Raw genomic sequence first — 26,939 nt, forward strand, 5'->3', positions numbered from 1 at the left:
GCCGATTATGCCGATATTAGAACTCCGTATCCTGCCGCCGATCGCCATCGGACGGCTAGGCGCTGCAACCACGCCGCTGGAAGCATTCGATCTGGAAATCAACCCCGACCAGCCCTTTGATTATCGCCGCATCGTGCCACGGCCAAGTTTTGAAATCGATCCGCAAAGCGGAGAGATTGTGCGCTGCTATGTGCCGGAAACCATACGCTTCAAGGACGACAACAAAAAGATCCGGCCCGTGGCGCCCTTCCTGGAAGTCTACGCCCGCACCAGCGAAGCGCCGTTGGAACTGCAGCCATTGACGCTGGCCTTGCTGGCGGCGGAAGGCCTGGATCTGACGGCGCTGCATTGGGATATCGACCTGGGCAATATCAAGATCTATCGTCGCACCAACAACGAAAACGACAAAATCGAGGCCAGCCTGCACACCCTGAAAGATCACCGGCGACATGCAATCGTCGGCAGCTGCCCGAACTTTCACCATGATAAACGGCTGCCGCTGGGCTTTATCCAGTTTATCAAGCCAAGCGACGAATTTCCGGAAATCCGCCTGCGCTACACGCCGGCCGCAGGCATCGTCTACGGCACCCGCATGAAACGGCGCGAATCGTACCAGGACCTGGAGCTGCACGACGACCCTGTAATCGATCACCACGACTTGGTGCTGTACGACGAAACAAGGGGCGACTGGCTGAACTACAGCGAAAGCACCGGCCCTACCCTGACCAACCCGGCCGGAATCTACGCCGGCTATGCGGACAAGGATGGCAACCAGGTCAGCTGGGGCTACCTGGACGACGAATGCGACGGCGTGGCGCGCATCGGCCTGACCCGCAAGGACGGTAGCCAGCTTTGGGCGCATGGCTATATCGGCGCCGGTCCGCCGGCCTTTGCCCCCGATACGCTGCCTATCCGGGTCGTGTCGGATGAAATGGAGCAGATCCTGTACGGTCCCGAAGTCGCCGAGGAAAGCGTCTCGCTGGATGCCGCCACGGAAATCGTCTTGCGCGCCTTGGAAACCGTGCGCCTGATGAATACCGCCGTGATGAACGGCAATCCGGTCAACGGCCAGCTAAACGTGGCAAGCACCATGGTGCGCCAGAACAGCGCCGACTTTGAACGCTATTACGAACCGATTGCAGCGCCGTCGATCGTCGACAACCTGGCTTTGCGCGCCCTGCACGAACGCGTCTTCAGCACCCTGACCGCCGGCGGCGCGCCATGGTTCGCCAAGGTATTGCGCCAGCCTGAAGAAATCGGCGACCTGTCGTCGGAAGGATTGCGCAAGATGCCGGCCCTGATGCGCGGCGCCGATGGCCGCAGCCTGACGCTGACCCGGCGTCACATCAACATGGTGATCAAGGCGGCCCGCAACGCGATGTTTGGCCAAACCCATCCAGACGGAGACCACAATGTCCGCTAAAAACATGACGATCCGCGCCAATAACCTGACGGCGCAAATCCACCATCGCGGCGCGGGAAACCCTGCTTCGGTGCTGCCTCGCAGCGCCATCTCCAATTGCTTTCCGGGCCTGGAATTCGATTTCCGGAACCTGTGGCGACGCGCCTTTGAAGGCATTGTCCTGGTCGAGAACAACAACTACGTGGTGCATGCCGAACCGCCGTTCCAACACCTGGCGACGCGTCGCCTGCTACGCTTTGCCGGCCTGGATGTCGGCACCATGGTGGCGACCAGCGGACCGGTATACCCTAACGGCTCCTCCGGCACGCTGGCCAGCGCCGCCAATCCGAATGCCGTGTCGTTCATGGAATGGTCGAATTCATTTGCCCGCATCATCCATCTGCAAGGGCAGCAGGTCGAATGCGAATTCACCACCTACGCCAACGCCACCGACGAAGTGCTGGTGACGAAGGACACCGAAACGCTCAAGGTCAACCTGACCATGCGCCGTTTCTTCGAAGCGGAAAGCGCCACCATCAACACCGACATGCTGCAACCGGGCGAACTGACGCAAGGCTTGTGCGCACCCTGGCAAAACGATTATCGCGAATGCGCCTGTTATTACTGGGCGGCGTCACGCCCCGATTATGTCAATGTGGAGCCGGGCCAGGATGGTCTGTCCAAAGGTGACATGTGGTTCGCCAAGAAACGCACCGGCACCTACATCCCCGACAACCGGGTAGATACACGCTTGTGGTCTTACGATGACTTGTTCAAATCCTGGCAAGAAGACCTGCAATTCGTGATTCGCGGGAAAGATGCCGATGAAGCATGACCAGCTGGCGCTGCACGCTGCCGAACCGATTCCGGCGCCTTTGGTCGATGCCGCGCTGGCGGCCGGCATGGCGCCTGCGCTGGCGGCGCGCATCGTCGAAGCATCGCGGCCACGCCAGCGCGACGCCCACCTGATCGACGATGCGCAAGGCGCGCAGCTACTGATGGTGAACGGTAGTCGCCTGTTTCATTTGCCGCCAGAGCTGGTGGCGGAATTCCGGATGGCGCTGGATGCGCAGGACGATAGCCTGGTGCAAGGCCTGATCGCCAGCAGCGGCCTGCAAATGGCGCCGCTGATCGATGACGTGCCACTGGCCGCGCCGCCAGTGCACGCGCTGTCGCTGGCGATTGCGCAAAAATGCAATCTGGGTTGCACCTATTGCTATGCGCAACAAGGCGAATTTGGCGGCAAAGCCAAGAACATGGAGCTGGAAACGGCGCAGCAGGCAGTCGATCTGCTGCTGCGCAAAGCTGCGCCCGGGGCCAAGGTCAACCTGGCTTTCATGGGCGGCGAACCGCTGGCGAATCGCCCTGCTTTGCGCGCTGTCACCTCCTATGCGCAAGAACAGGCCCGGCAGCGAGGCGTCAATTGCCATTTTTCGATCACGACCAATGGCACGTTATTGCAAGCGGACGACGCTGACTTTTTCGAAGAACACGGTTTCGCTGTGACGGTCAGCCTGGATGGCCCCTCAGAGCAGCACAATCGCCTGCGTCCGTTCAAGGGCGGCAAAGGTTCGTTCGATAAAATTATCGAACGACTCGCGCCGCTGCTGGAACGCCAGCGCCAGATGCAGGTATCGGCGCGGGTCACGGTGACGCCGTTTAATCTGAACTTGCCGCAAACGCTGGACCTGTTTATCGGCATGGGCTTCCATAGCGTCGGCTTTTCGCCATTGCTGCGCGCCTCGAACGGCCAGGCGGAAATGGGGCCGGAGGATATGGAAGAGATGCTACAGGGTATGATCGCCTGCGGCCTGGCGTTTGAGCAAAATGTCATGCTGGGGCGACGCTATCCCTTCATGAACATGCAAAACGCCCTGCGCGAAATTCAGCGCGGCACCCATCGCCCCTACCCTTGCGGTGCCGGCGCCGGCTATTTCGGCGTATCTGCAGAAGGTGAATTATCGGCTTGCCATCGCTTCGTTGGCGACGAAGCCGGCAAGATGGGAAATCTGGCCGAGGGCGTCGATCAGGCGCGCCAGACCGTGTGGCTGGAACAGCGCCACGTACATCAGCAACAGCCTTGCAATGCCTGCTGGGCACGCTATCTGTGCGGCGGCGGCTGCCATCACGAGGTGCTGGCGCGGGGCCGCAGCGCCTGCGACTATATCCGCGGCTGGCTGCATTACACCATCGGCGCCCACGGCCGTCTCGGCCAGCTGGCGCCCGCCTGGTTTGCCGATCCGGGCAACGCCGACGGCGATTAGCGGTGAGCCGTCAGGTCGACATGTTCGTGATCGGCGCCGGCCCTGCCGGGCTGTGCGCAGCGCTGCGTCTGCAGCAGCTCGGCTATCGCGTGATGTTGATCGAGCGCAGCGCCGTCTGGCCGCGCGCCCAGATCGGCGAAGCCCTGACGCCGGGAGTAAAAAACATCATCGCATTCCTGGACGCCAACGACGCCATGGAACATGTCCCGCATCTGACCCGCTTGCCGACGCGCTTGAGCTGGCGCAGCAAGACAGTGGAAACGGTGGCGCATGCCGATGCCGCCGTGGTCGACCGCGCGGCTTTCGATGCGGCCTTGCTGCAACTGGCCAAGGCGCGCGGGATCGAGGTGCATCAGCCGGCCGCCCTGGACAGCATCACCGGCGGCGCGGGTGCCTGGCAACTGGCCTTTTCAACGCCCGGTGCCACGCATCTGGTCAAGGCACGGATGATTCTTGACGCTCAGGGACGCCAGGGCAAACCGGCCCAACAGTTGCTCAGCGCGCCACGTTTATCCGCCATGTGGGTGGAAATTGCGGAAAATCACATTCCCGCCGATATGGCGCATGTCACCCAGGTTGAAGCGCTTGCGCATGGCTGGTTATGGGGCACGCGCTTGCCGGACCGGCGTTATCGCGTCATGTTGTTATCCGATCCGGCTACCTCGCGCCAGCTGCATGCGGGCGAACCGGAATCGTGGCTACGCAGTCAATGCGCCGCCAGTACTTTGTTCGCGGATGTGGCCCAACAGCAATTTTCCAGCTCGCTACAGATGTGCTCCGCGACCCCCTATGTGGCACTGAACAGCTGGCAGGATGGCCGTATCAAACTTGGCGATGCGGCATTTGCGCTGGATCCGATATCCTCCTCCGGCGTGGAAAAGGCCATGCGCTTTTCCTTGCAGGCAGCGCTTGCGGTGCATACCTTTTGCCAGGCGGACAATCCGGCGCAGCAAACCCTGGCGCATGAGTTCTATCAGCAACGCCTGCTTGAAACCTGCGCCCGCCATCATTTCTGGACCACAGCATATTATCGGCAAGCCTGGTGTAGCGAACAGCCATTTTGGCGTAGCCGCTCGATATCGTCGCTTGCTTCATCATCGCTCGCATCGGCAGCCAGCAATCCAGAATCTCGTCTCATGACGGACGCACTGCAACTGGAAATGGATCGCTTGGAAAACTATCGTGAGCCAGTGTTGCAGGCAGGTCCCGGAATACAAGGTGACCAGATGATCCGCTTTCATCCTGCGGTAGAAATAGTGCCTTTGCCCTGCGCGATGGCCGATAAGGTCAAATTATTGCCGGCCATGCGGCATCCGCATCTGGAGCGTCCCCTGGCCTTTTGGGAAAACGAAGCCGTGCTGCCACGCCTGGAGATATTGTCACAACAAACCCGCTTGGCTTCGGCGCGCGATCTGCTGGGTCAAACCATGGGTTTGCAAAAAGCCCAGCGCCTGCTGACCTGGTTGTGGCAGCGCGGCTTGCTTGAAGTTGTCAGCCATTGACAGCCAGCGAAGCCCAAAGATGCTGCGCCGCATAGGCGCGCCAGGGCCGCCAGGCTTCTGCACGTATGGCTAGCTCTTTGGCATTTGGCCGAGTCCCGCCTTCATGCAGCGCAATCGCATTCATCAACGCCACATCCGCGGCTGGAAACGCATCCGGTTCGCGCAAATGCCGCAATGCGATGTAGTGCGCAGTCCAGTCGCCGATGCCGGGCAGCTCGCACATCTTTTGCACCGCTTCGCCCAGGCTGGCGCGGCCATCCAGCAATTGCGGATCGGCTACCAACGCAGCCGCTATCGCCGACAAGGTTGCCGCGCGCGATTTCGGCATGCCTAGCAGCGCCAGATCCGCCAATGCGACGTGCGCAGGTTGCGGAAATACATGGCTGAGGCCGGGACGATCCGCGCATTGTTCCCGCAGCGCTTCGCCATGTTGCGCCACCAGTTTGGCGGCCAGCCGGATCGCACCGGCTACGGTAATCTGCTGCCCCAGCACGGCGCGCATCGCCAGTTCAAAACCATCCCAGGCACCTGGCAGGCGCAAGCCGGAGCGCGCTGCGGTCAGTGCCGCCATCAAAGGATCAGCGCTCAATTGCTGGTTGATGGCTTGCGGATCGGCGGCCAAGTCGAACATTCTTCTGAGGCGGGCGATGATGGCCGGCAGCGACGCCAGCCGCGGAAAACGAATGGTGGCTTGCAGCGCATGGCCGGCGCCCTGTTGCACCAGCACCGTGCCTTGCACGCCGTCGAGACAGATGCTGCGGGAATAACTGCTGTCGGACACCAGTTCCAGGCCGTTGATGGCACGCGCCTTGAAAAAGGCCAGCATGGCCGGCCAGTCGTAAGGTGGACGGTAACGTAGCAGGAGCGTCACCTCGCCTTGAGCGCCGGCCGATTGTTCGGGCTGGGCGCTACGCCGCAAGGCGCTGGGCGGACGTTGATACAGGCCATGGAACACTTCGTTAAAACGACGCACGCTGCCGAAGCCGGCAGCGAAGGCGATTTCAGTGAAGGGCATGCGGGTTTCGTGGATCAGCTGCTTGGCCAGCAATACGCGGCGGGTCTGCGCCACGGTGACCGGCGATGCGCCTACATGCTGCACAAACAGACGGCGCAGCTGCCGCTCGCCCAGACCGAGACGATCTGCCAGCGCATCCATGCCGGCCTCATCCAATGCCCCCATTTCGATCAGCGCCAACGCCCGCGCCACAGCATGCGAGACGCCTGTATTCGAGACACCGCGCCAGGCGCCGGAGTCGGGCGCGGCTTCGGGTCGGCAGCGCAAACAAGGACGGAAACCGGCTTCCTGGGCTGCGGCGGCGCTGGCAAAAAACAAGACGTTTTCCGATTTGGCGGTGCGTGCCGGGCAAATCGGCCGGCAATAGATACCCGTAGTTTTGACAGCGATAAAGAACCTGCCGTCAAAGCGCACATCGCGGCTGGCCAGCGCCCGGTAGCAGGTGTCGTGATCGAGTTCCATGGCGGCATGATCGCGCCATCGGCTGGCAGTGTCTAGCGGTTTTCGGACATGAGCATTGCGACAATAAATACGGCAGCGACGGTGAAAATCAATCAGGCGCATCAGCACCGCGCTGCATGGTCAGCTCAGCCTGACGGCGTTGTCTGGCGCACCCTCGGCTTCAATCATGGTCGAGGCTGGTGCGCATCGCGTCAGCCTCGGCGTCTGTCCGATGCTGGCGGCGATGGGCACGATCCGGGATATTACGTTGGAAGTAAGGAAAACAGCAGCTGGGAAGCCATGCGGCGCAGTTTCTATGGTTTCGACCAGGCTGAGGCGCTATTTTCCATTGAGGCCGGCCCACAGGCGCGGACCGCCGTCGCCGTAACGGTCATCGAAGCGCTTTAGCACGGCTTCGCGGGCGGAATCGGTCAAGCTCGGGTATTTGTCGCCTTGCTCGATGGCGGCGTAGGCTTCGCCTGCCTTGGCAAGGTCGTCGGGAATATGGAAATTACTGACAAAATCCTGTTGCCATTGCTCTGTCACTTTGGCGACCAGCACGGCGCGCGCAGGGTGGTTAAGAACACTGAACTCATCGGCGCCCGCGGTTATGCGCTGCACCGTTTCAGTCAATCCTTCCTCGGTTAGCGGCGCCTTGGTGAATTCTTTAACGGCATGTGAGCCACTCGTCTTACTCATGTCACTCTCCTTTGGTTAAGTGGTGTGATGATGGACGGCCCGCTACTGCGGGCTGATGCTGCAGACTCGATATTGTTCAGATTTTTGTTTAGGTTCGCTTGTGCTTTTGCGCCGGGGAAATGTGCGGCAAATGCGCGAAATAAATTATTGCGTAGTGAAGAAGCGTTCTTCCATTTCTTCCAGCCCGAGCGTGTGCAGCACCTCTTGCAGACGCTCGGTCGGTCTCTTGCGCGGTAGATTTTTGTAGCTGGCGATAATCAGTTCATTCTTCATGGAATGCTCCCAGCCGACCAGTTCGGTCACGCTGACTTGATAACCGTGTGCTTCCAATTGCAAGCAACGCAGCACATTGGTCACTTGGCTGCCGAATTCACGCGTATGCAACGGATGACGCCAAATCTCGGTCAAAGCTTCTTTTCCGAGCGATTTCCCTTTATTCTTCTTCAGCACCGAAGCCACTTCAGCTTGGCAGCAAGGCACCAGCACCATGAAGCGTGCCTGTTTCTTCAAGCCGAACTCAATCGCATCGTCAGTCGCAGTGTTGCACGCGTGCAATGCTGTAACGACATCGATCCGGCTGGGCAGCAATGTCGATTCGATCGACTCCGCCACTGATAAATTGAGAAACGACATGCCCGGAAACTCTAGACGCTGCGCCAGTTCTTGCGATTTTTTCACCAGTTCTTCGCGCGTCTCGATGCCGAAGATATGCGAATTGTCGCTGAGCGTCTTGAAGAACAAATCGTAGAGAATAAATCCCAGATACGATTTGCCCGCCCCATGATCGACCAGCTGTACGCCGCTTTGTTCCTGTTGGATTTCCTGCAGCAAAGGTTCAATGAATTGATATAGATGATATACCTGCTTGAGCTTGCGGCGGCTATCCTGATTCAATTTGCCGTCGCGCGTCAGGATATGCAGCTCTTTGAGCAGTTCTATCGATTGACCTGGACGAATTTCGTGCTTGGACGGCTGCTGGCCGGAGGACTTGGATTCTTGTTTGATACCGTTCATGGAGCTTGCTTTCTGTCGGCCAGTCTGGCCCGCTATTCCTCCAAGTATAACGGCTTCAGCCTCAAGTGGTCTTGTAATCGCCCCCGGTAATCCAAAAATACAGTCCGCCAGATTAACTCGGCGGCGTGTTGATCCGCCCCATCGTGCAAGAATATCTGCCCAGCTCAATATCGTTGCGCAAGCCCATTTTCTTCATCGCGGAAGCCTTTTGTAAGCCCACGGTCTTGACACTTTTTTGAAGACGGTCGGCAATTTCGCGCAGGCTGTTGCCCACTACATACATCTTGAGCACTTCGATTTCCCGCCTGGTCGGTAACTTGCCGCTCGGACCGTTACTCAGCAGCGTCAGCGCTGATTTTCCGATGTATGGTGCACTATGCGACCCCTCCAGGAGCGCGCGGCCGAGTTCAACCATCTCGTCACTCTTGTGTACTAATCCTTTTACCCCGCTTTGCATGATCTGGTGCAGCACCACAGGCAGGCCAATCATCGTCAGCACAATCAGCGAAACGCCCGGATGGTCACGCTTGATCTGGTTGAGCAAGGTGCAGCCGCCGCCGATACGATTGATCGGCAGCGAGAATTCGGTGATCACCAGGTCACAGGGCGTATCTTGCAACCGCTCTGCGAGCTCTTTGATCGACGCCGCCGTCGCTACCACCGTAAAGCCGGGCATTTGCCGGATGAATTTGCGTACGCCCGAAATAACGGCTGGCTGATCGTCGGCCAGAATGATCTTGATCATGGAACTCCCTCCTTCGGATAAATGGTTGATGTATCGCTCCAGGGGCCGACTCAGGATGACCGGTTCCTAGGGTTTTACTTATCGTTATCGATTAGGAAGTATCCGATTTGCTTGTTATTAAATATATAAGTAATCTTCGTAAATATGTAGATCAATTGATAACTTAGATGCAAAATGGATAATATTGAGCCCGCTACTACACGACGCTGAGATTCCTGGACAAACGATTGTCCCGGACCGGCCTTACCTGGTTGTGTTTTTCCATGGAGCAATTACTGTGAAAATCGTTCTAGCAGACGACCATCCCGTATTTACCGCAGGGGTACGCGACTATCTCGATCGCGTACCCGATTGTCGCGTGATCGCCTGCGTTACCAGCGCCGATGACCTGGTCCGCTGCTTGGAATCGACGCCATGCGATCTCATCATCACCGAGTTTTCGATGCCGACGACGCGCGTCAGCGATGGTTTGCACCTGCTTTCCTACATCCGGCGTCACCATCCGCAAACCTGGCAGATCGTATTGAGCATGAATGCCTTTCCGGTCGTGCTGCAACAGATCATCAATAGCGGCGTGAACGGCCTGCTGCACAAAAGCGATGCGATTCCTGAACTTGGCAAAAACATCCGCCAACTCGGTAGCGACACGCCATATGTGAGCCCCTCGTTTCAGGCGATGTTGCAGGTCGAGGTTGAGGAACAAGGCAAATATCGCGTCCCCAGTCCGCGCGAGACCGAAGTGCTGCGCTTGTATGCAGCCGGTAACACTTTGCACGATATCGCCAGGCGTCTTAGCAAGAGCGTGAAGACAGTGAGTCTGCAAAAAGCGGCGGCGATGAAAAAAATGGGCTTGCGCAACGACATCGAACTAGGCAGGTACTGCGCAACCTTCACCGGCGATGTCATCCAGCCGCACGGGCACGGAGACTGGTTTCTGCCGGAATTGGCGTGTGGTAAGCAAGCGGCAGGACATTGACTCCTGGCCAGCTCAATCCTGCTGGCTGAGATTGAATATCTGCGTCATCGGCACCCATTTCTCGCCGGCGGCAGTCCATGGCGTAGCGGCCTGGAATTGCCACATCAAAGCTTCCCATTCTTGCACCTTGGGGTTTACCTTGGCCGCGTGCGCCATGCGTTCCGGGCGATAAACGGCGTCATCGGTTTCCATCAGCATGACCAGCCGGGTGCCGAGACGATAGATTTCCATGCCGGTCACGCCATGCTGGCGCAGATGCGCCGCGATCTCGGGCCAGATCCGGCGGTGATATTGCTCATACTCTTGAATCAGGACTGGATCTTCTTTCAGGTCCAGCGCCAGGCAATAACGCATATCAGTTACCTCAATCAACTAAGCGCACCGCTCACGTGCTTGCCACCCACATGGGTCTGGATGACAAGCGTCCGGTATAGAGGAAAAGCAAAGATTGCCCCCCGGTATTCAATAAAGCCATTGCTCAGAGTGATACTGGTTGAATTTTTCTCTTGAAAAGGTTCATTGGCTGGACCAATATTACCATATGAAAAAACCCGCCAATCCTCGGCAATTCTGATTTATGTGCACTGACGAAACTTTTTAGCGATCCCGAGCAAGTGAAAGGTCCTTGTCTTTATCTAAAACAAGATAGGTCTCTGCCACTTCCGAATCGGCTTCCAGAGGTCTCGGCATGGCACAATATGAAAAATATCTTACCTTGCTGCCATGCCCATACAAGTTATCCACAACCGCCGCCTGTATCAACAAATCGCCGATCAGTTGCGTGACATGATCGACCGCGGCGAATACGGTCCTGGCGGCAACCTGCCGCCCGAGCGGGAGCTAGCCAAGCAATTTGGCGTCAGCCGTACTTCGGTGCGGGAGGCGCTGATTGCCTTGGAAGTGATCGGAATTGTCAGCGTGCGGGTGGGTAACGGCGTGGTGGTGTTGCCGCGTGAAGAGCAGCCTTTAGCCGGAAATGAGCCAGAACCATCCACTCTTCAGCAAGCTGCGCGTCGCAGCGGCTGGGAAATCGACCCTGAACTCGACCTGGAAATCAGTCATGAGGTAGATGACGAAATTCCGCCGTTCAAACTGCTACAGGCAAGGCGCCTGGTAGAGCCGGAAACCGCCGCCCTCGCCGCAATTAACGCCAGCGATGAACAGCTGCACAGCATCGCCGAAGCCTATGCCCGCAATGTGGAAGATAACCGCAACGGTTCGCGCACCCATCCGGGCGACCGCCTGTTTCACATCCGTATCGCCGAGGCCAGCGGCAACCCCGCTTATCTGCTGCTGGTGAGCCATCTGCTGGGACGTAAGTACGGCATGATGTTCCAGCGCCTGCAAACGTTGTACACGTCGAAAGACATGCCGAACCGCTCAGAGCACGAACATCTGGTGATCCTGGAAGCGCTGCAGGCGCGCGACGCCGTCGCCGCCCGCAAGGCGATGCGGGCGCACATGGACTCGGTGGTGAAGATTTTCTCGCGGTCGGTGCCCGAGCAAAGTATTAAATATCAACCGGATCCACCTCCAGAGACCACTTCGCGCGCGTCTTGATCTGGCGCAGTTGAGCCATCCAGTCAGTCAGAAAAGCTTGCAAACCCGGACGCGACGGACACTCGATCAGCAATTGCGCGCGGTCGACGTTGGCTACCCGCGTCATGGTCATCGGAATCGGATCATGTATCGTGATGCCGGCGTGCTCGATACAGTGCGCTGCCTGTTGCAGAAACTCAATTGCCGTTTCCAGCTCTTTGGCTTCCGCCCGTAACAAGGCCTGGTAGATATATGGCGGCAAGCAGGCTTGCTCGCGTTCTTCCAGCAGCGAACTGGCAAAGTGGTCGTAATCGTGGGCGATCACGGCTGCATACAACGGATGCTGCGGATAGCGAGTCTGGATCAGCACTTCACTGGGGCTACCGCCCTCCTTCTGTGCAGCACGGCCGGCGCGCCCCGCTACCTGCATCAATTGCGCAAACAACCTCTCGCTGGCGCGATAGTCGTGCGAAAACAGCGCAGTATCCGGATTCAGGATGCCCACCAGCGTCAAATTCTTGAAATCATGTCCTTTGGCGACCATCTGGGTACCGATCAGGATATCGACTTCGCCGTTGTGGACGCTGTCGAAAGCAATCTGCGCACTCCCTTTGCGCCGAGTTGAATCGGCGTCGATGCGCAGCACTCGCGCTTCCGGAAACATGACTTTCAAGCCCTCTTCCAGTCTTTGCGTGCCGCGTCCCAGCGGTTGCAAATCAACGTTGCCGCACGTCGGACAGGATTTCGGGATGCGCAACTCCAGGCTGCAATGATGGCAACGCAGCCGATGCTCGGGTTTGTGCAACACCATGAAAGAAGTGCAGCGGGTGCAATTGCTGACCCAACCACAGGCATCGCAGGCAATAACCGGCGCATAACCGCGGCGGTTCAGGAACAGCAAGGATTGTTCGCCGTGCTCCAGCCTTTGCTTGAGTGCGCTGACCAGCATTGAAGTCAGGCCTTCGCTTGGTTTGTCGCGCTCCATGTCGATCCGGCGCACCTTCGGCAAAACAGCGTCTTTGACCGCGCGCTCACGTAGTTCCAGTTTTTTATAGCGGCCGGATTGCGCGTGATGCCAAGTCTCCAGCGACGGCGTAGCCGAACCCAGCACGATCGGAATGCTTAATTGATGGGCACGCCATACCGCCAGGTCGCGCGCCGAATAGCGCAGGCCTTCCTGCTGCTTGTAAGAAGGGTCGTGCTCCTCGTCGATAACAATCAGCTTCAGGTGCGGCAAGGATGCCAGGACTGCCAGCCGGGTACCCAGGATAATCCGCGCCTGCCCCAGATGTGCCGCCAGCCAGTGGCGCATGCGTTCACCTTCGGCCAGGCCGCTATGCAAAGTCGCCACCATGACGCCGGGAAACCGGGCCCGGATATTCCCTTCCAGTTGCGGCGTCAGGTTGATTTCCGGCACCAGGATCAGGATTTGCGACTGGTTCTCAGCGCCACCTTCGTCATGCGCCAGGATCTGCGCAGCCGCCTGCAAATAGACTTCGGTCTTGCCGCTGCCTGTAACGCCGTACAGCAAAGTTGGCGCAAAACCGCGAGCGCCGGCAATTGCATCGGCCGCCTGTTGCTGGGCCGGATTAAGCCGCGCCACGTCGATCGGCGTGGCGTCGTGCACAGCTTCGGTTTGCTGCAGCTTTTTCAAACCGCGATCCAGGGCCACCGGTTTCAGCGCACGCAGGTTTTTCGGCAAACCCGGCAACGCCACTTCGCCCAGTGGCCGTTGGTAATAATCGGCGGCAAAACGACACAGCGCCAGCCATTGCACCGATAAAGGCGGCAGTTGATGACGCACGGCTTGTACGTTTTTCAATTTATCGGCAGGAACGTCGCTTTCATCGCTCAAGCCCACGATCATGCCGACCACTTCACGCCGGGCGAACGATAGCTGCACCAACTGGCCAACGCGCGGCAGAGGCTCGCTGTCGTCACTGGCTTGCCAGCGATAATCGAAGCTGCTATCGAGGGGGGTATCGAGGACGATTTGGAGAATGCTTTGTTTCACGAACTTAATGTGATTCCCGAGGAAATTGGCTAACTATCGGTTTCATAAGTGCTTTTAAAACTAACTGAATTTTCTGTGGATAACTTTGTGGACAACGTCAGCTAAACAAGGGGAAAGCGCCTGTTTACGGGGCATTCAGGCCGATGGTCAAATAAAATTAAAAATAAAAGTCCTTTTAAATCAAAGGCTTAATTTATGCGCAGTGAACAGCAAAAATTTTCTCTGCAATTTAAAAATAGCCTTGCAGAAACAAAAATATGTGCATAACTAAATTCAAAATGTGCCAAAACGGAGCACCAACAGGTAACAATCAGATCGATATTCGAAACCGGCTCAGTGCACCATCATGTCGCTTTTTCTGTGAAATTTATCCAGCTACGTATCGGCAAAATTGGTGCCGTGTCAACTCTAGCCAAATCGCTATTACTACAATTTCCCAAGATTCTACTTAATGTAAAACATTAGGAAGTGCCCTAAGCGTCGGTTTCATAAGCGCTTTTCAAATTATCCACAATGTCTGTGGATAACTTTGTGGGTAACCCACTCTTGACAGGCTGCAGACTCATATTTGACGCGGGTTTCATTAAATTGCCTAAACTAAAAGCAGAAAATAAACCGTTAAAAATCAAATACTTACAAAACACAATCAAGTCGTAAAATAAAAATATCTATATAAATAATTACCGTGGTGCAGCAGATTTATTTTGTGCATAACTAGTCGCTATTGATATCCGTGGCAGCATCGAATGTGTTATGTGTTTCACTTTGTAACAGTCGATTTTTCCACACGAAAATCAAAATCCCGCGGTGCCGGTCCTATGCGCGTAGGCCCTACGTGCGTATCTTGCGGCTGACTTCATGGACCGCATCGACCATCACGGCCACCGATTCTGGCGGCGTAAATTGCGAAATCCCGTGGCCCAGGTTGAAGACGTGGCCATTGCCAGCTTGCGGCGCACCGTATGCATTGAGCAAACGGCTGACTTCGCCACGGATTTGTTCAGGATTGGCAAACAGCACCGCAGGATCGAGGTTGCCTTGCAAGGCAACGCGCTGGCCGATGCGATCGCGTGCTTCAGCCAGATTGACCGTCCAGTCGAGACCGACGGCATCGGCGCCGATGTCGGCAATTTGTTCCAGCCACAGGCCGCCACCCTTGGTAAACACAATCGCCGGAATCGGCACACCATCTTTCTCTCGCTTCAGCTGCGACACCACCTGGCGCATGTAATTCAGCGAAAACTCTTGATAAGCGCCATCCGCCAGCGCTCCGCCCCACGAATCGAAAATCATGACGGCCTGTGCGCCAGCGTCGATTTGCGCATTTAGATAAGCCGCCACGGCCGCGGCGTTGGTGCTGAGCACGTGATGCATCAGGTCCGGGCGGTTGTACAGCATGGTCTTCACCGTATGGAATTCGCGCGAGCCCTGGCCTTCCACCATGTAGCAAGCCAGCGTCCACGGGCTGCCGGCAAAGCCGATCAGCGGCACCCGGCCATTCAGCTCTGTGCGGATTTGCGTTACGGCCTTGAATACGTAATCGAGCTTTTCCAGATCCGGAGATTGCAGGGCCATCACGTCTTTTTCATCGCGCAACGGCCGTTCGAACTTGGGACCTTCGCCATCGGCAAAATACAATCCCAGCCCCATCGCGTCCGGCACCGTCAGAATGTCGGAAAACAAGATAGCGGCATCCAGCGGGAAACGGTCTAGCGGTTGCAGCGTCACTTCGGTGGCGTAATCCGGATTGGTCGCCAAGCCCATGAAAGACCCCGCACGGCTGCGGGTTTTACGGTATTCCGGCAGATAACGACCGGCCTGACGCATCAGCCACAGTGGCGTGTATTCAGTCGGCTGGCGCAACAGCGCACGCAGGAAGGTATCGTTTTTCAGAGGGGCGAATTGCGACATGAGAGAGGACCAATGCTTGTGATAACACCTTATTATCTCATCCAAAGCTTAGGCTACGGTGATGCTTTGAATACACCCAGTATTTATTCCCGACCAACTTTTCCCAACTACTCTTTCGTACGTCGCTTGAAACTCCCGAATTCCTAGGTATTTTTGAAGCCTTAGCACCCTAAATACTGAACATGCGGGTACCAATATCAAGCCCATATTTGGGCAACCTGCGGTAGACGAACTCAAGCGATCATATCGGTTCTTGGCCGCAAAGTAGCGGCCATCCAAGCAAGCGCTGAGCTAAGCATTCCTTATACAAAATTCTGGATGACATATAGCGTTTTTGCGGGTTCACGCCAACGCAGCGCAAAACGACAAATTAAAGATCTGGCAAAGGTAGAGAGCAGCATGTTTCTTCGGCATTCTTCAACGTGCCCAAACTCGTTATCGATTTCGTTGTACTCGCTCGAATAGCATTCATCGATGCGCACCACGCGCATTTCTTCAACGATCACACCGTTCATTTAAGTTGGCAGCCTCTCTGCAATTAGGCGTATCTCGGTTCGAGAAACATAGATCAGTCATGCCTTATAGACATAAATAATCCTCTCCGCATATATTAATAAAAAAATAACACTATTCGCTAACCCAATCATTCAAACGAGCCACTATAGCGAAACCAGTAAAAAAACATGTTGAACCTAAAACCAAGTGCGCTGAGTTCAACAGCCGACATTTGGCACTAACGCATGAAATTGATAACCTTGAAGGCGCCCACATGAAACAAAAAGAGACATTTTTTGAAAATCGGGTCTTAAACCAACTCGCGCTCGACCAAGTCGAAGTACAACGGCGTCCCTTAACTCGCGAGGAGGCGATCAAAATTGCGCAACAAATAAATGACTCTCCAACAATTACCGGCTACAGCTTGAGTGAATGGGCCGGTCGGCGCGATACGTTCGTATTGTTGCGCCGATCCACCAACAAATTATGCGGTGCGCTACTGGCCCATCACATGCTCGGGAATTGGTGCGAAATTGCGGTCGTGTTTATCGAACGTGAATATCGCCGCAATGGCTATGGAAAGTATCTATTCGAAACCAGTTTGCGAACCTTAAGCTACTCCCACAAAAAGCATTTGCTATTTTTCTCCCGTCCGGCGATGGAAAAAATGGCACGCGATGCTGGCTTCCAGGTCTATGAATCCGAACATGATTTTGTTCAAAAACAACCATTGCGTTGGTTATTCATAAAATTCTTCTACAAAGTCCAATGGCTGTCGAATTTCTATCGGATCAGAGAATTACTGAGAAAAAAACGTGAATTCGGAAGCAAGTTCCACTTCAAAATCGCAGTTCTACACCCAGAGTAAACGTCGCTCTGTGCACGTTCTCTTTTCCACACAACACTTTTTTAATTCTAAGAGATTCTTCAGGAGCATCTAATCATGAACGATATCCAACTAGTACCAAGCGAAGTACCCAGCAAGGCCAATCCGCTCTGGGGTGGTCGCTTCAATGAAGGCGCTAGCGAACTACTTAAGGAAATCAATTCCTCCGTTCATTTCGACAAACGTTTGGCTTTGCAAGATATCGCTGGATCAATCGCCCACGCTGAAATGCTCGCCTTTTGCGGAGTGCTGGGGGTACATGAGGTAAAAATCATCATTTCCGGATTGCACAAAATAAAACTAGAAATCGAAACCGGCATATTCGTGTTCGACTCGGCTCTTGAGGATGTACATATGAATGTTGAGTCACGGTTACATGTAATTGTCGGGCCAGTAGCAGGACGCTTGCATACCGGCCGTTCACGCAACGATCAGGTCGCTGTAGACACAAAGATGTGGGTACGTGACGCAACTGATCGACTGGATGCATTGTTGTACCAGCTGATAGAAATCATCGTCGAGCAAGCCAACAATCACTATGCACATGCTATGCCAGGTTTCACTCATATGCAGTGCGCGCAGCCGGTAACGTTGGGACATCACCTGCTCGCATACGGTGAAATGTTTTTCCGAGATCGTGATCGTCTGCTGGATGCTCGCAGGCGCTTGAACGAGTCCCCATTAGGTGCCGCGGCTTTAGCTGGTACCAGTTATCCAATCAATCCAGTGCAAACGGCACATACATTAGGCTTTGATCGACCAACACGCAATTCGTTAGATGCCGTTTCTGATCGTGACTTCGTACTTGACTACATGATGACTGCCGCCACAATGGCAATGCATATGTCTCGCCTGGCGGAAGAACTCGTTATCTGGAGTAGCCCCCAATTTGATTTCGCTCACTTACCAGAAAATCTAACTGCGGGTTCATCAATCATGCCTCAAAAACGCAATCCGGATACGGCTGAATTGGTGCGCGCTAAATCTGGCCGGGTGTTCGGCAACTTGATGGCATTGCTAGCGGTACTGAAGGGTCTCCCACTTGCCTACAGCCGCGATATGCAAGAGGACAAAGAAGCCTTATTTGATAGCGCGGACACAGTGGAGCTATGCGTTCGCGCAACCACTGCAATGTTGGCCGGAATTACTATCAACCTCCCTAAGATGAAGAACGATGCCACTTTAGGAAATAGTAGCGCCACTGATCTCGCAGATTGGCTAGTTCGAGAACAGAAGATCTCGTTTCGAGAAAGTCACGGCATAGTTGGCAATCTGGTCAAGTGGCTCGAAGAACGGGGTAAAGAATTGCAAGGCGTCACCCAAATAGAACTAGCCAGCTTCGATCCTCGCTTCGATCAACGTGCGGCTGATGTGCTAAATGTAAATCATGCGATTGCTAGCCGCAATTCCTTTGGAGGAACAGCACCAGAACGTGTGAAAACAGCCGCAGCCACGTTACATCAGCTTAACGCCAGTCTTGCCACCAACAAATTGAAGAGTGCATGCTAAAGCCCCGCGTAATGGGCATTGCTTGGCGGCGCAACGTAGCCGTATTTGTCCTGATCTGGATTGCGGCGACCTGGGGCCTGATGTTTGCACCGATCAAAATTGCTGTCGGCGAGATACCCGTCGCTGGCTTCCTTCTGCTACGTTTGGCGTATGCATTATGTTTTTTGATCCCATTAGTGCTGTGGCAACGCTGCAAACGTCCGTCGTCCCCCATCTCGTCAAACAATGATTTGACTAAGTGGCTATATGGCATCGGCGCAGGCGTAGTATTGTTTCTAATCTACTATCTGCAAACTGCCGGTCTCGTTGAAACGACTTCCGGTACCGCCGGGTTCATCACTGGCCTAACTGTTGTGTTTATCCCGCTAATAACGTCTGTGTTGGAGCGAAAATGGCCCAGCCCGATCCTATGTGCAATTGCGCTGCTGGCGACAATCGGACTAGTCATCGCCTCGGTGGATTCACAAAAAGACACAGAATTGTTCCGCATTGGAAAAGGTGAGGTCTTGCTTTTCGTCGGAGCATTCTTTAATGCCTTACATATTGTAATCATGGCAGAAGGCGTGCGTCGTATCAAAGGACCATCCTTCATTACGATACAAGTTTTCATTTGCGCGATGCTGGCTTACTTCATTTTGCCGACAGACCTAACTTCAATACTGCTTTATTCACCTACGATCCATGCAATTGCATTCTTCTGCGGTTTTTATGTAATCGGCTTATTGCTGGTCATTCAAACATGGGCTCAACGACAAGTAACTCCTTTCGTTGTCGGAATGCTCTTCAATCTCGAACCACTGTTTGCCGTTGCGGGTGGAGCACTAATATTGGGTGAGGTGACTTCACGACATCAAGTATTGGGTTTCTCTATCATGCTCGCAGCGATTATGTGGGCCCATTTTCTCGGTTCTGAGCATCCGGTGTCAGAGAAAAAAATTCCGGCCTGAGTCACTCAGTCTTCACTTTTTCTGTTTTATAAAAAAGGAATTTTAATGAAGCCAAATGATCATGTTGTCCTCGCCTATTCCGGCGGTGTCGATACTACTGCCTGCATTCCATATCTGCGGCAAGAAATGAATTGTCAGTTCATTGTTGCAATGACCGCTGACCTCGGCCAAGGCGACGAACTCGAACCAATTCGTCAGAAAGCGTTACAGGCTGGGGCAGATATTGCGGTGGTCGTCGACGCAAAAGATCGTTTCGTAAGAGAATACGGCTTCCCGGCTGTCATGGCCAATGCAATGTATGACTTACAGTATCCTCTATCTTCCGCTCTGGGCCGACCCTTGATAGGCGACTTGCTTGTGCAGACTGCGAACGAGTTTGGTTGTGGTGCGGTGGCACATGGTTGCACGGGAAAGGGCAATGACCAGATTCGAATGGATCTGACCGTGGCGCTACTAGCCCCTGAATTAAAAATTCTCGCTCCGGCACGAGAATGGGGATTCAGCCGGTCCGAAACCATCGCATATTCTGAGCGCTTTGGCATTTCTTCGCATGTAACAAAAGAAAAGCCATGGGCGATCGATCTGAATATTTTAGGTCGGAATATTGAAGCAGGCTTGATCGAAGATCTCCAATGGGAGCCAACTGAAGAAGTCTGGAATCTGACGAGCGCAATAGAAAATACCCCCTCTCAACCAGAGTACATAACTATTCACTTTGAGCGAGGAATTCCTGTTGCGCTTGATGGTAAGAAAATGTCGCCATTGAATTTGATGGAACAACTCAATACGGTGGGTGGTCGTCATGGAATAGGAAGAGTTGACATGATAGAAAACCGCGTCGTCGGCATCAAATCCAGAGAGCTATATGAGGTTCCTGGCCAACAGATTCTCATACAAGCCCATCGCGATTTGGAGAATCTGGTACTACCTCCGGACCTACTGACCCAAAAGAGCGCTTTAGAAATTACCTATAGCCGAATGATCTACGAAGGCCTTTGGTATAGCCCATTGAAACTTGCAATTGACGCATTCATTCTGTTCACTCAACAAAACGTCACGGGCGAGATTCGGTTAAAGCTGTACAAAGGCAATTCAAAAGTTGTCACCCGCAAAGCACCAAAGTCAATGTACCGTCATGAGCTTGTTACTTACGATAGCAATTGCACTTTCAATCAAAGCAGCGCGGAGGGCTTCATCGACATCTTCAGCTTGCCAAGCCGTATTTGGAGCCGTGTAAATGCTTGAGTTGGCGCGAGCTTGAAATCAAGCTCGCTGTTAAACCAGACAGAGTATCTATTATTTGCCGGAAATATCCTGATGTGCCGCAATCAGGTCATCAAGGAAGGCTTGCAACACCTCGCCGCGGCTGGACTGGCGGCGCGTCACCATGTGCAATGTCACGTCATAGGAAAGTAATTGGGGATTCAGCGCCGTCAGCAATCCCTGTTGCACCAAGGGTGCGGCAAAGTGTTCCGGCAGGAAGCCAAGGTGCCGTCCCGACAGTATCAGGACCGCGACCGCTTCCATATTGTCGGCCAGTGCCGTCACCCGCGCCGGCAAGAACGCGCCATCCGTCCCGTCGGCTTCCGGCAAGGGATAGCTGCGCCAGACCCAGTCGTGGTCGGCTACCGCCTCTCGGCTTACATTACCAGCCCGTGTAAACAGGGGATGCTCAGCCGCGCAATAGGCCACCTGACGTTCCGAGTACAGAGGTATATATTCCAGATTCGGCAAGCGGTGCCAGAAATAGCCAATGCCGAGATCCAATCGGCCATTGATCACTTCTTCCTCCAACTGGCCTGGCGACAGCACTGCGAGCGACAGCATAACCGCCTCGTCCCTGGCGCGAAACCGTGCGATCGCCTGACTCAGGCGCGCATTTGTGCTCATTGCGGCGTGGCCTATCAGTCCCAACTGTAATTTGCCTACCAGTTTGCGGCCGATTTGCCGCGCATCCAGGCAAAAGTGGTCGATGTTCTCGATCAGCCGGCGGCTGCCCAAGGAAAACTGCTCGCCGCGCGACGTCAGGCGGAAGCCGGCGCGGCCGCGTTCGCACAAACGGTAACCTAGCCGCGTTTCCAGCGTCGCTATCTGGCTGCTGATGGTGGACTGACTCACATTCAATGTGGTCTGTGCCGCGGAAATACCGCCAGCGTCCAATACCGACAGGAAGACGCGGATCAGGCGCAGGTCAAGATCGGATAGCTGATTGAGCATATTGTTGTGCTGGTCGTAGACAAGATCAAATCGATCATACATCTATATTTATCAATGTAAACATGGCATTACAAAGATTTTTCATCATGTTATTTATCGCTAGAGTCGCTACGGCACAGAATCCAAAACAACCTTCCCTTTGCTGGAGATGACCATGTCGGAAACCCCACTTTATCAACCGCTAGGCGGCAACGACATGCCGCGTTTCGGCGGCATCGCCACCATGATGCGCTTGCCGCATGTTGCCGGCAGCGCCGGGCTGGATGCCTGTTTCGTCGGCGTACCCTTCGACCTCGGCACCTCGAACCGTTCCGGTGCCCGCTTCGGACCGCGCCAGATTCGCACCGAATCGGTATTGCTACGTCCCTACAACATGGCCACCCGCGCCGCGCCTTTCGATGCCTTGCGCGTGGCTGACCTGGGCGATGTCGCTATCAATCCCTATAACCTGCTGGATTCGGTCAGGCTGATCGAAAACGCCTATGACAGTATCGTCGCTTCCGGCTGCCGGCCGATTTCGCTCGGCGGCGATCACACCATCGCGCTGCCGATCCTGCGCGCGCTGCATCGCAAATACGGCAAGATCGGCCTGATCCACGTCGATGCCCATGCCGATGTCAACGACACCATGTTCGGCGAAAAGATCGCCCACGGCACGCCGTTCCGCCGCGCGGTGGAAGAGGGCTTGCTGGACTGCCGGCGCGTGGTGCAGATCGGTCTGCGCGGCACTGGCTATACCGCGGAAGATTTCGACTGGTGCCGCGATCAGGGCTTTAAGGTTGTGCAAGTGGAAGAGTGCTGGAACAAGTCGCTGACGCCACTGATGGAAGAAGTGCGAGCGCGCGTAGGCGGCGGTCCGGTCTACCTGAGCTTCGATATCGATGGCATCGATCCGGCCTACGCACCCGGCACCGGCACCCCAGAAATTGCCGGTTTGACCGTACCGCAGGCCTTGGAAATCATCCGCGGCGCCTGGGGCCTGGATATTATCGGCGCGGATCTGGTGGAGGTATCGCCTCCCTATGATCCGCTAGGCACTACTGCGTTGCTGGGCGCGAACCTCGCCTATGAAATGCTGTGCGTGCTGCCGGGCGTGCCGCGCCGATAACCATTGTATTTGCGAACAGTAAGCGCTGACACTCGGCTTTAGATAACCTTTATCGATATATCTTCTTGAAATCGCGTGGACTAACGCCTTTGGCCTCGCGGAACTGGCGGTTGAAATGCGCAAGGTTGCGGTAGCCCGCTTCCTGCGCGATCACGCCGATTGCCTTGTCGGTCTGGATCAGTTGCTGGCAGGCGCTGCCGATCCTGAGCTGAGCTAGATAGGCGGTGACGGTCAATTGGGTGTGGCGTTTGAAGAAGCGGTGAAACGCGCCTACCGACAGCGCCGCACGTTCGGCCAGCAGCTCGACCGGGATCGCCGCCTGAAAATTTTCATGCAGATAATCCAGTACCTTGCCCATTCGCTGGCGCTGGGTATCCACAGCGATCGATGCCGATGCCACCGACGCCAGCGGCCGCGCCTGCTCGTCCTGTGCAAGCAGCAGCAACAATTCCAGCAGTATCGGCAAACGCTGTGCCGGAGGTAATTTCTCCATGCGCAACATCAATGGCCTGACCTTGATTGCCGTCCCGGCAGAAAATTGCAATCCCCTGTCGGCGCGCTTGCCCAATTGCAGCAGCCCGGCCAGTTCCGGCAGGCTGGTTTGCAGCTGGACCAGCCAGTCGCGCGAAAACCAGACCACCACCGCCAGCATTTGCTGTGCGGGAGCGATACGTTCGCTGGCCGACCAGGTGTGGGGCAAATTCGGGCCGAGCAATATCAGGTCGCCGTCGGAGAAGTCCGCCAGATGGTCGCCCACATAACGCTGCCCGCGCGCGTTCAAGGTCAGGGTCAGCTCGAATTCCGGATGGTAGTGCCAAAGGAAAGGCAGCTCCGGCAGCTCGCGCCACAGCAGACGCCAAGATTGACCAGGGGATGCGCTGAGGTGTTCGTATTGCGGTCGCATTATGACCTTCGGTTGAACAATAACATCAGAATAGTATCAATAAGGGACAGTTGCAGCGAAATCTGCGGAGGATAGCGGGTACAGAATCTAGTTGCCCGACCTCATAAAACCAACGCGGAGATTCCTTCATGAACCAGCCTTACGCGAGCGACAAGCAAGCCCCCAGCAATCCATCCGTGCTCTATCCGGACCAGGCGCAATTACGCGAGATACGAAAAACCCTGCCGCTACGCGTGCTGACGGCAGCGGATTTCTATCACTGGCAAACCTACGGCTATGTCATCGTCAGGACTGCCGTAAGCGCCGAACAGGTACAGCGTACCGCCGATTTCCTGTGGGAGTTCCAGGAGCTCGATCAGCACGCGCCGGAAACCTGGAACCGGGCGCAGTTGCGCGACCATGAAATGACCGAGCTGAACGGCTCCGGCATGGTCGAGGCCTATCATCATCAAACTTTTTGGGACAATCGCCAGACCCCACGCATCGTCAATGCCTTCGTCGACATCTGGGATCGCGAAGACCTGTGGGTGACCATCGACCGCGCCAACCTGAATACGCCGAACCAGGGCGCACGGCGTTTCGGCGGCTTCATCCACTGGGATGCCGACACTTCGCTCGATCCGCTGCCGGTCAACGTCCAGGGCGTGCTGGCGCTATCCGATACGACGCCGGAAAGCGGCGGCTTCCAATGCATTCCGGAGCTGTTCCAGAATTTCACCAGATGGCGCAAGGACGCTCCCAAGGATCGCAATCCGTGGCGTCCGGATGTTACGTCGCTACCGTGGGAAGTCAAATTCATTCCGATGAAGGCTGGCGATCTGCTGATCTTCAACAGCTTGCTGGCGCACGGCATCAGGCCCAATACCTCAGCCGATAAAGTCCGGCTCGCACAGTACATCGCATTCACGCCGGCGCGCGAAGAGCAGGCCGAATTGCGGCAATGGCGGGTGGAGAGCTGGCGTCAGCGCATGCGTCCGGACAGCTATGCCTTCCCCGGCGATCCACGTGAATGGGAGAAGACGCGCTATCCCCTGGCCAGGTTGAATGAACTGGGTGAAAAAATCCTGGGACTGCGCAACTGGTAAGGCTCCGCGGATGGTAGCGATACCTGTCGTTGCGGCTCTCATAAAAAAATACTAACAATGAAATGACCGTCTTCCGAATCGTCGGAGACGGTCATGTTCACTTGTGAACGTTTTTATACTTATGGAGCTTCTATGACTACCACGCTACAAAAAACATCGCTGTTTCAAGAAGCCGGGATGACATCGACCATGTTTTCCCACGGTTCCTCATTGCCCATCACGCCTATCTCACGCAAGATCTTTCGGCATTCGATCGATATCTACCTGAAGGATTCCAACGCCACCGGCAACATCTACTTTGCCCGCTATTTTGAATGGCAAGGTATCTGCCGCGAGCGCTGGTTCTTTGAATGTATTTCAGCCGACATGCTGGCGCCGCTGGGCGTGTTCATTACCAAGGACGCGCAGCAGACATACATCCACGAGACCTTTGCGTTTCAAAAAGTGGAGTGCGAAGTCAGCACTGCGGCCGTCAAGCAATGCTCGTTTTCCTTGTTGTTCCAATTTTTTGTAGACGGCAAACTGGTCTCCACCGGACACCAGCAAATCGTCTTTGCCAACAAGGACAAAAAAATCAGCCGCTTGCCTGAGCACATTCTTGAAAAAATCCGGCAGTATGAAAATCCAAGAAAAGTAGAAATGCTCTCTAACTAGATAGATCAGAGAGTGCGCGCCGCCTGGTTCATCCGGGCGGCGTGCTGTGATGCAGCTGCGGATTCGAAGCAGCCTGCGTCCCCGCAACGACGGGGAATTCCAAGGTGAAGCGGGTATATTCTCCAACCGCTGATTCGCAGCGGATGCTGCCGCCGAACACCGCCATCACTTGATGGCAGAACGCCAGGCCGATACCGGAACCAGCGCCCTTCTTGGTCGTATAGTGCGCGTCGAAAATATGCGGCAAGACATTGGTGGCGATACCAGCACCGGTATCCGTAAAACACAGGTAGTTGAATTTCGCGGAGCGCGTGGTGGAAATACTGATCTCGCCCTTGGATGCAGCCTTTAAAGCGTACAGGGAATTTTTCAGCAAATTAAACAGGACAAACACGAACAACCGGTCCGAGCCGAAGAAGGCGTAATCCTCCATGGCGGCCAGGTAAATCTTGGCGCGTTCGCCCTGTTCGAACGGATAGCGTTCCAACGCTTCATCGATCAGCTGGACCACCGAGTAGTTGGCAAATGCGTCGGTATCGATACGATCAAGCTTGGCCGAAGCCAGCATCATGTCGATCACCACCGTTGTGCGATCGACTTCTTGCGTGATCGAGTTGGTGGCCTTCGATAACTGCTTGACCGTGTCCGGACGAATAGACGGCGCCAGCAAGCCGTGTTCCACCGCCAGCCGGTACCCCTCCAGCAAGGTCGGCAAAAACTGCTCCATCCCTTTCGCCAGCATGCGGATCGACGTCAACGGCGTGCGCATTTCGTGGCCGACCGTACTGGCGACAGTCATCGGATCCAGCAGGTGATGGCGAACGATGGCGACCGACATGACGCCAAGGCTGACCGCGATGAACAGGACGCCGGGTGGATAAAACTCGATGCCGTAGTTGCACAGATAATCGACCGCGGCGAAAAAGTAAATCAATATGGCGCCAATACACAGGCGCAGCTTGATGCGTTTGCCAAGTTCCGCCACCTGCTGCTCGCGATAGGTGATGTACAGGCCGCGGCATACCACGATGACGGTCTGCAGCACATGCAACGGATGCAGCAGGCCGGCCTTCGGATAATAGCCCCAGAAATACTGGTAGTAGCCCGACACCAGAAGATCCGATCCCAGCAGGAGAACCGCCAGGATGCCGGCGAAAGCGTAGGAAGCGTAGACGAATCTCCGCTCCTCGGTGCGTTCGCAGATCTCGGTCAGGAAATGGTAAAGACTGGTCGGTAGAAACAGGATCAGCAGGTAGCCGAACTTCACCACAAACATCGCCATATGCGGATCGCGCAAGGTGAACAGGAATGCCCATGCGCCCTGCCAGAACGCAGAGGTAATGCACAGCACCAGGAAACTGATGCCGATGCGCGTGAAGCCCTTGGTGCATACCACGTACAGACCGTAGGCCAGGAAGATCGAAGCAACGACTGCAGGCAGTATCGAATACATGAACGACGATCAGGATGAATGCTTGGCTATAAGATATACCGATGCCATGGCGGTAGCCTGGCGAGTCTCGGCACAAACGCTGCGAGAACCGGGTTCTACTTTGCTCAAATCAGTGAATCTACAACCGATCTTGCCTTAAAGCAAGATTTTGCCGCACAA

24 protein-coding genes are annotated in these 26,939 nt (G+C 55.4%); 13 read left to right on the forward strand and 11 right to left on the reverse strand.

Annotated features, from left to right (window positions below):
* Nucleotides 1-7: 7 nt before the first annotated feature.
* The 4 genes from LT85_RS24305 to qhpG are packed head-to-tail and all read left to right on the forward strand — an operon-like array spanning nt 8 to nt 5,168.
* Nucleotides 8-1,423 (forward strand): hypothetical protein, encoded by a 1,416-nt coding sequence (locus tag LT85_RS24305; RefSeq protein ID WP_038494226.1) that lies wholly within the window; start codon nt 8-10, stop codon nt 1,421-1,423.
* Nucleotides 1,413-2,237 (forward strand): LodA/GoxA family CTQ-dependent oxidase, encoded by an 825-nt coding sequence (locus tag LT85_RS24310; protein ID WP_038494229.1) that lies wholly within the window; start codon nt 1,413-1,415, stop codon nt 2,235-2,237. The genes LT85_RS24305 and LT85_RS24310 overlap by 11 nt, the downstream gene beginning before the upstream one ends.
* Complete coding sequence (locus LT85_RS24315) at nt 2,227-3,666, forward strand: radical SAM/SPASM domain-containing protein (RefSeq protein ID WP_038497405.1); 1,440 nt, start codon at nt 2,227-2,229, stop codon at nt 3,664-3,666. The genes LT85_RS24310 and LT85_RS24315 overlap by 11 nt, the downstream gene beginning before the upstream one ends.
* 2 nt (nt 3,667-3,668) lie before the next feature.
* Nucleotides 3,669-5,168, forward strand: a complete 1,500-nt coding sequence (gene qhpG, locus LT85_RS24320; protein ID WP_038494232.1) for a flavin-dependent monooxygenase QhpG — start codon at nt 3,669-3,671, stop codon at nt 5,166-5,168.
* Here qhpG and LT85_RS24325 read toward each other — a convergent pair.
* The 4 genes from LT85_RS24325 to LT85_RS24340 form a co-directional block, all read right to left on the reverse strand.
* The gene (locus LT85_RS24325) at nt 5,158-6,645 is read right to left on the reverse strand and encodes an AlkA N-terminal domain-containing protein (protein WP_038494234.1); all 1,488 of its coding nucleotides are present in this window, start codon (nt 6,643-6,645) and stop codon (nt 5,158-5,160) included. The genes qhpG and LT85_RS24325 overlap by 11 nt on opposite strands.
* A gap of 318 nt (nt 6,646-6,963) precedes the next feature.
* Entirely contained in the window at nt 6,964-7,323 is a 360-nt protein-coding gene (locus tag LT85_RS24330; protein WP_038494238.1) for a hypothetical protein, read from the reverse strand.
* A gap of 144 nt (nt 7,324-7,467) precedes the next feature.
* Complete coding sequence (locus LT85_RS24335) at nt 7,468-8,337, reverse strand: class I SAM-dependent methyltransferase (protein WP_052135439.1); 870 nt, start codon at nt 8,335-8,337, stop codon at nt 7,468-7,470.
* A 112-nt stretch (nt 8,338-8,449) separates the two neighbouring features.
* On the reverse strand, nt 8,450-9,082 hold the full coding sequence (locus LT85_RS24340; protein WP_038494245.1) for a response regulator transcription factor: 633 nt from the start codon (nt 9,080-9,082) through the stop codon (nt 8,450-8,452).
* 277 nt (nt 9,083-9,359) lie between these two features.
* Between LT85_RS24340 and LT85_RS24345 the strand changes: the two genes are divergently transcribed.
* Entirely contained in the window at nt 9,360-10,058 is a 699-nt protein-coding gene (locus tag LT85_RS24345) for a response regulator transcription factor (protein WP_052135440.1), read from the forward strand.
* 12 nt (nt 10,059-10,070) lie between these two features.
* On the opposite strand, the gene LT85_RS24350 is transcribed toward LT85_RS24345, so the two are convergent.
* Nucleotides 10,071-10,412 carry an L-rhamnose mutarotase gene (locus tag LT85_RS24350; protein WP_038494248.1) on the reverse strand — a complete coding sequence of 114 codons (342 nt, stop codon included), beginning with the start codon at nt 10,410-10,412 and terminating at the stop codon, nt 10,071-10,073.
* 369 nt (nt 10,413-10,781) lie between these two features.
* On the opposite strand from LT85_RS24350, the gene LT85_RS24355 reads away from it, so the two are divergent.
* A complete protein-coding gene (locus LT85_RS24355) occupies nt 10,782-11,618 on the forward strand; it encodes a FadR/GntR family transcriptional regulator (protein WP_052135441.1) in 837 nt (278 codons plus the stop codon).
* Here the strand turns inward: LT85_RS24355 and LT85_RS24360 are convergent.
* From LT85_RS24360 to LT85_RS24370, 3 genes are all read right to left on the reverse strand, one after another.
* Nucleotides 11,569-13,611, reverse strand: a complete 2,043-nt coding sequence (locus LT85_RS24360; RefSeq protein WP_038494251.1) for a primosomal protein N' — start codon at nt 13,609-13,611, stop codon at nt 11,569-11,571. The genes LT85_RS24355 and LT85_RS24360 overlap by 50 nt on opposite strands.
* An 831-nt stretch (nt 13,612-14,442) precedes the next feature.
* On the reverse strand, nt 14,443-15,522 hold the full coding sequence (hemE, locus tag LT85_RS24365) for a uroporphyrinogen decarboxylase (protein WP_038494254.1): 1,080 nt from the start codon (nt 15,520-15,522) through the stop codon (nt 14,443-14,445).
* Between the two features lie 302 nt (nt 15,523-15,824).
* Entirely contained in the window at nt 15,825-16,037 is a 213-nt protein-coding gene (locus LT85_RS24370) for a hypothetical protein (RefSeq protein ID WP_038494256.1), read from the reverse strand.
* Between the two features lie 254 nt (nt 16,038-16,291).
* Between LT85_RS24370 and LT85_RS24375 the strand changes: the two genes are divergently transcribed.
* The 4 genes from LT85_RS24375 to LT85_RS24390 all read left to right on the forward strand — a co-directional run bounded on the left by LT85_RS24375 (nt 16,292) and on the right by LT85_RS24390 (nt 20,604).
* Nucleotides 16,292-16,885, forward strand: coding sequence for a GNAT family N-acetyltransferase (locus LT85_RS24375; RefSeq protein ID WP_038494263.1), 594 nt, complete (start codon nt 16,292-16,294; stop codon nt 16,883-16,885).
* Between the two features lie 75 nt (nt 16,886-16,960).
* Nucleotides 16,961-18,412, forward strand: coding sequence for an argininosuccinate lyase (gene argH, locus LT85_RS24380; RefSeq protein ID WP_052135442.1), 1,452 nt, complete (start codon nt 16,961-16,963; stop codon nt 18,410-18,412).
* Entirely contained in the window at nt 18,406-19,359 is a 954-nt protein-coding gene (locus LT85_RS24385) for a DMT family transporter (RefSeq protein WP_038494266.1), read from the forward strand. Before argH ends, LT85_RS24385 begins: the two co-directional genes overlap by 7 nt.
* Nucleotides 19,360-19,404: 45 nt before the next feature.
* Nucleotides 19,405-20,604 (forward strand): argininosuccinate synthase, encoded by a 1,200-nt coding sequence (locus tag LT85_RS24390; protein ID WP_038494269.1) that lies wholly within the window; start codon nt 19,405-19,407, stop codon nt 20,602-20,604.
* A gap of 51 nt (nt 20,605-20,655) precedes the next feature.
* On the opposite strand, the gene LT85_RS24395 is transcribed toward LT85_RS24390, so the two are convergent.
* Entirely contained in the window at nt 20,656-21,576 is a 921-nt protein-coding gene (locus LT85_RS24395) for a LysR family transcriptional regulator (RefSeq protein ID WP_038497421.1), read from the reverse strand.
* Between the two features lie 154 nt (nt 21,577-21,730).
* Here LT85_RS24395 and speB point away from each other — a divergent pair, with 154 nt between their 5' ends.
* Nucleotides 21,731-22,684, forward strand: coding sequence for an agmatinase (speB, locus tag LT85_RS24400; RefSeq protein ID WP_038494271.1), 954 nt, complete (start codon nt 21,731-21,733; stop codon nt 22,682-22,684).
* Nucleotides 22,685-22,733: 49 nt separating this feature from the next.
* On the opposite strand, the gene LT85_RS24405 is transcribed toward speB, so the two are convergent.
* Entirely contained in the window at nt 22,734-23,588 is an 855-nt protein-coding gene (locus LT85_RS24405) for a helix-turn-helix domain-containing protein (protein ID WP_038494273.1), read from the reverse strand.
* A 128-nt stretch (nt 23,589-23,716) separates the two neighbouring features.
* Between LT85_RS24405 and LT85_RS24410 the strand changes: the two genes are divergently transcribed.
* Together LT85_RS24410 and LT85_RS24415 are read left to right on the forward strand one after the other, a co-directional pair.
* Nucleotides 23,717-24,673 (forward strand): phytanoyl-CoA dioxygenase family protein, encoded by a 957-nt coding sequence (locus LT85_RS24410; protein ID WP_038494276.1) that lies wholly within the window; start codon nt 23,717-23,719, stop codon nt 24,671-24,673.
* Between the two features lie 177 nt (nt 24,674-24,850).
* The gene (locus LT85_RS24415; protein ID WP_038497425.1) at nt 24,851-25,327 is read left to right on the forward strand and encodes a thioesterase family protein; all 477 of its coding nucleotides are present in this window, start codon (nt 24,851-24,853) and stop codon (nt 25,325-25,327) included.
* Nucleotides 25,328-25,355: 28 nt separating this feature from the next.
* Here the strand turns inward: LT85_RS24415 and LT85_RS24420 are convergent, their stop codons facing one another.
* Nucleotides 25,356-26,780, reverse strand: coding sequence for a sensor histidine kinase (locus tag LT85_RS24420; RefSeq protein ID WP_038494279.1), 1,425 nt, complete (start codon nt 26,778-26,780; stop codon nt 25,356-25,358).
* Nucleotides 26,781-26,939: the final 159 nt, after the last annotated feature.

It is taken from the genome of Collimonas arenae, from assembly GCF_000786695.1.
GTDB lineage: Bacteria > Pseudomonadota > Gammaproteobacteria > Burkholderiales > Burkholderiaceae_D > Collimonas > Collimonas arenae_A.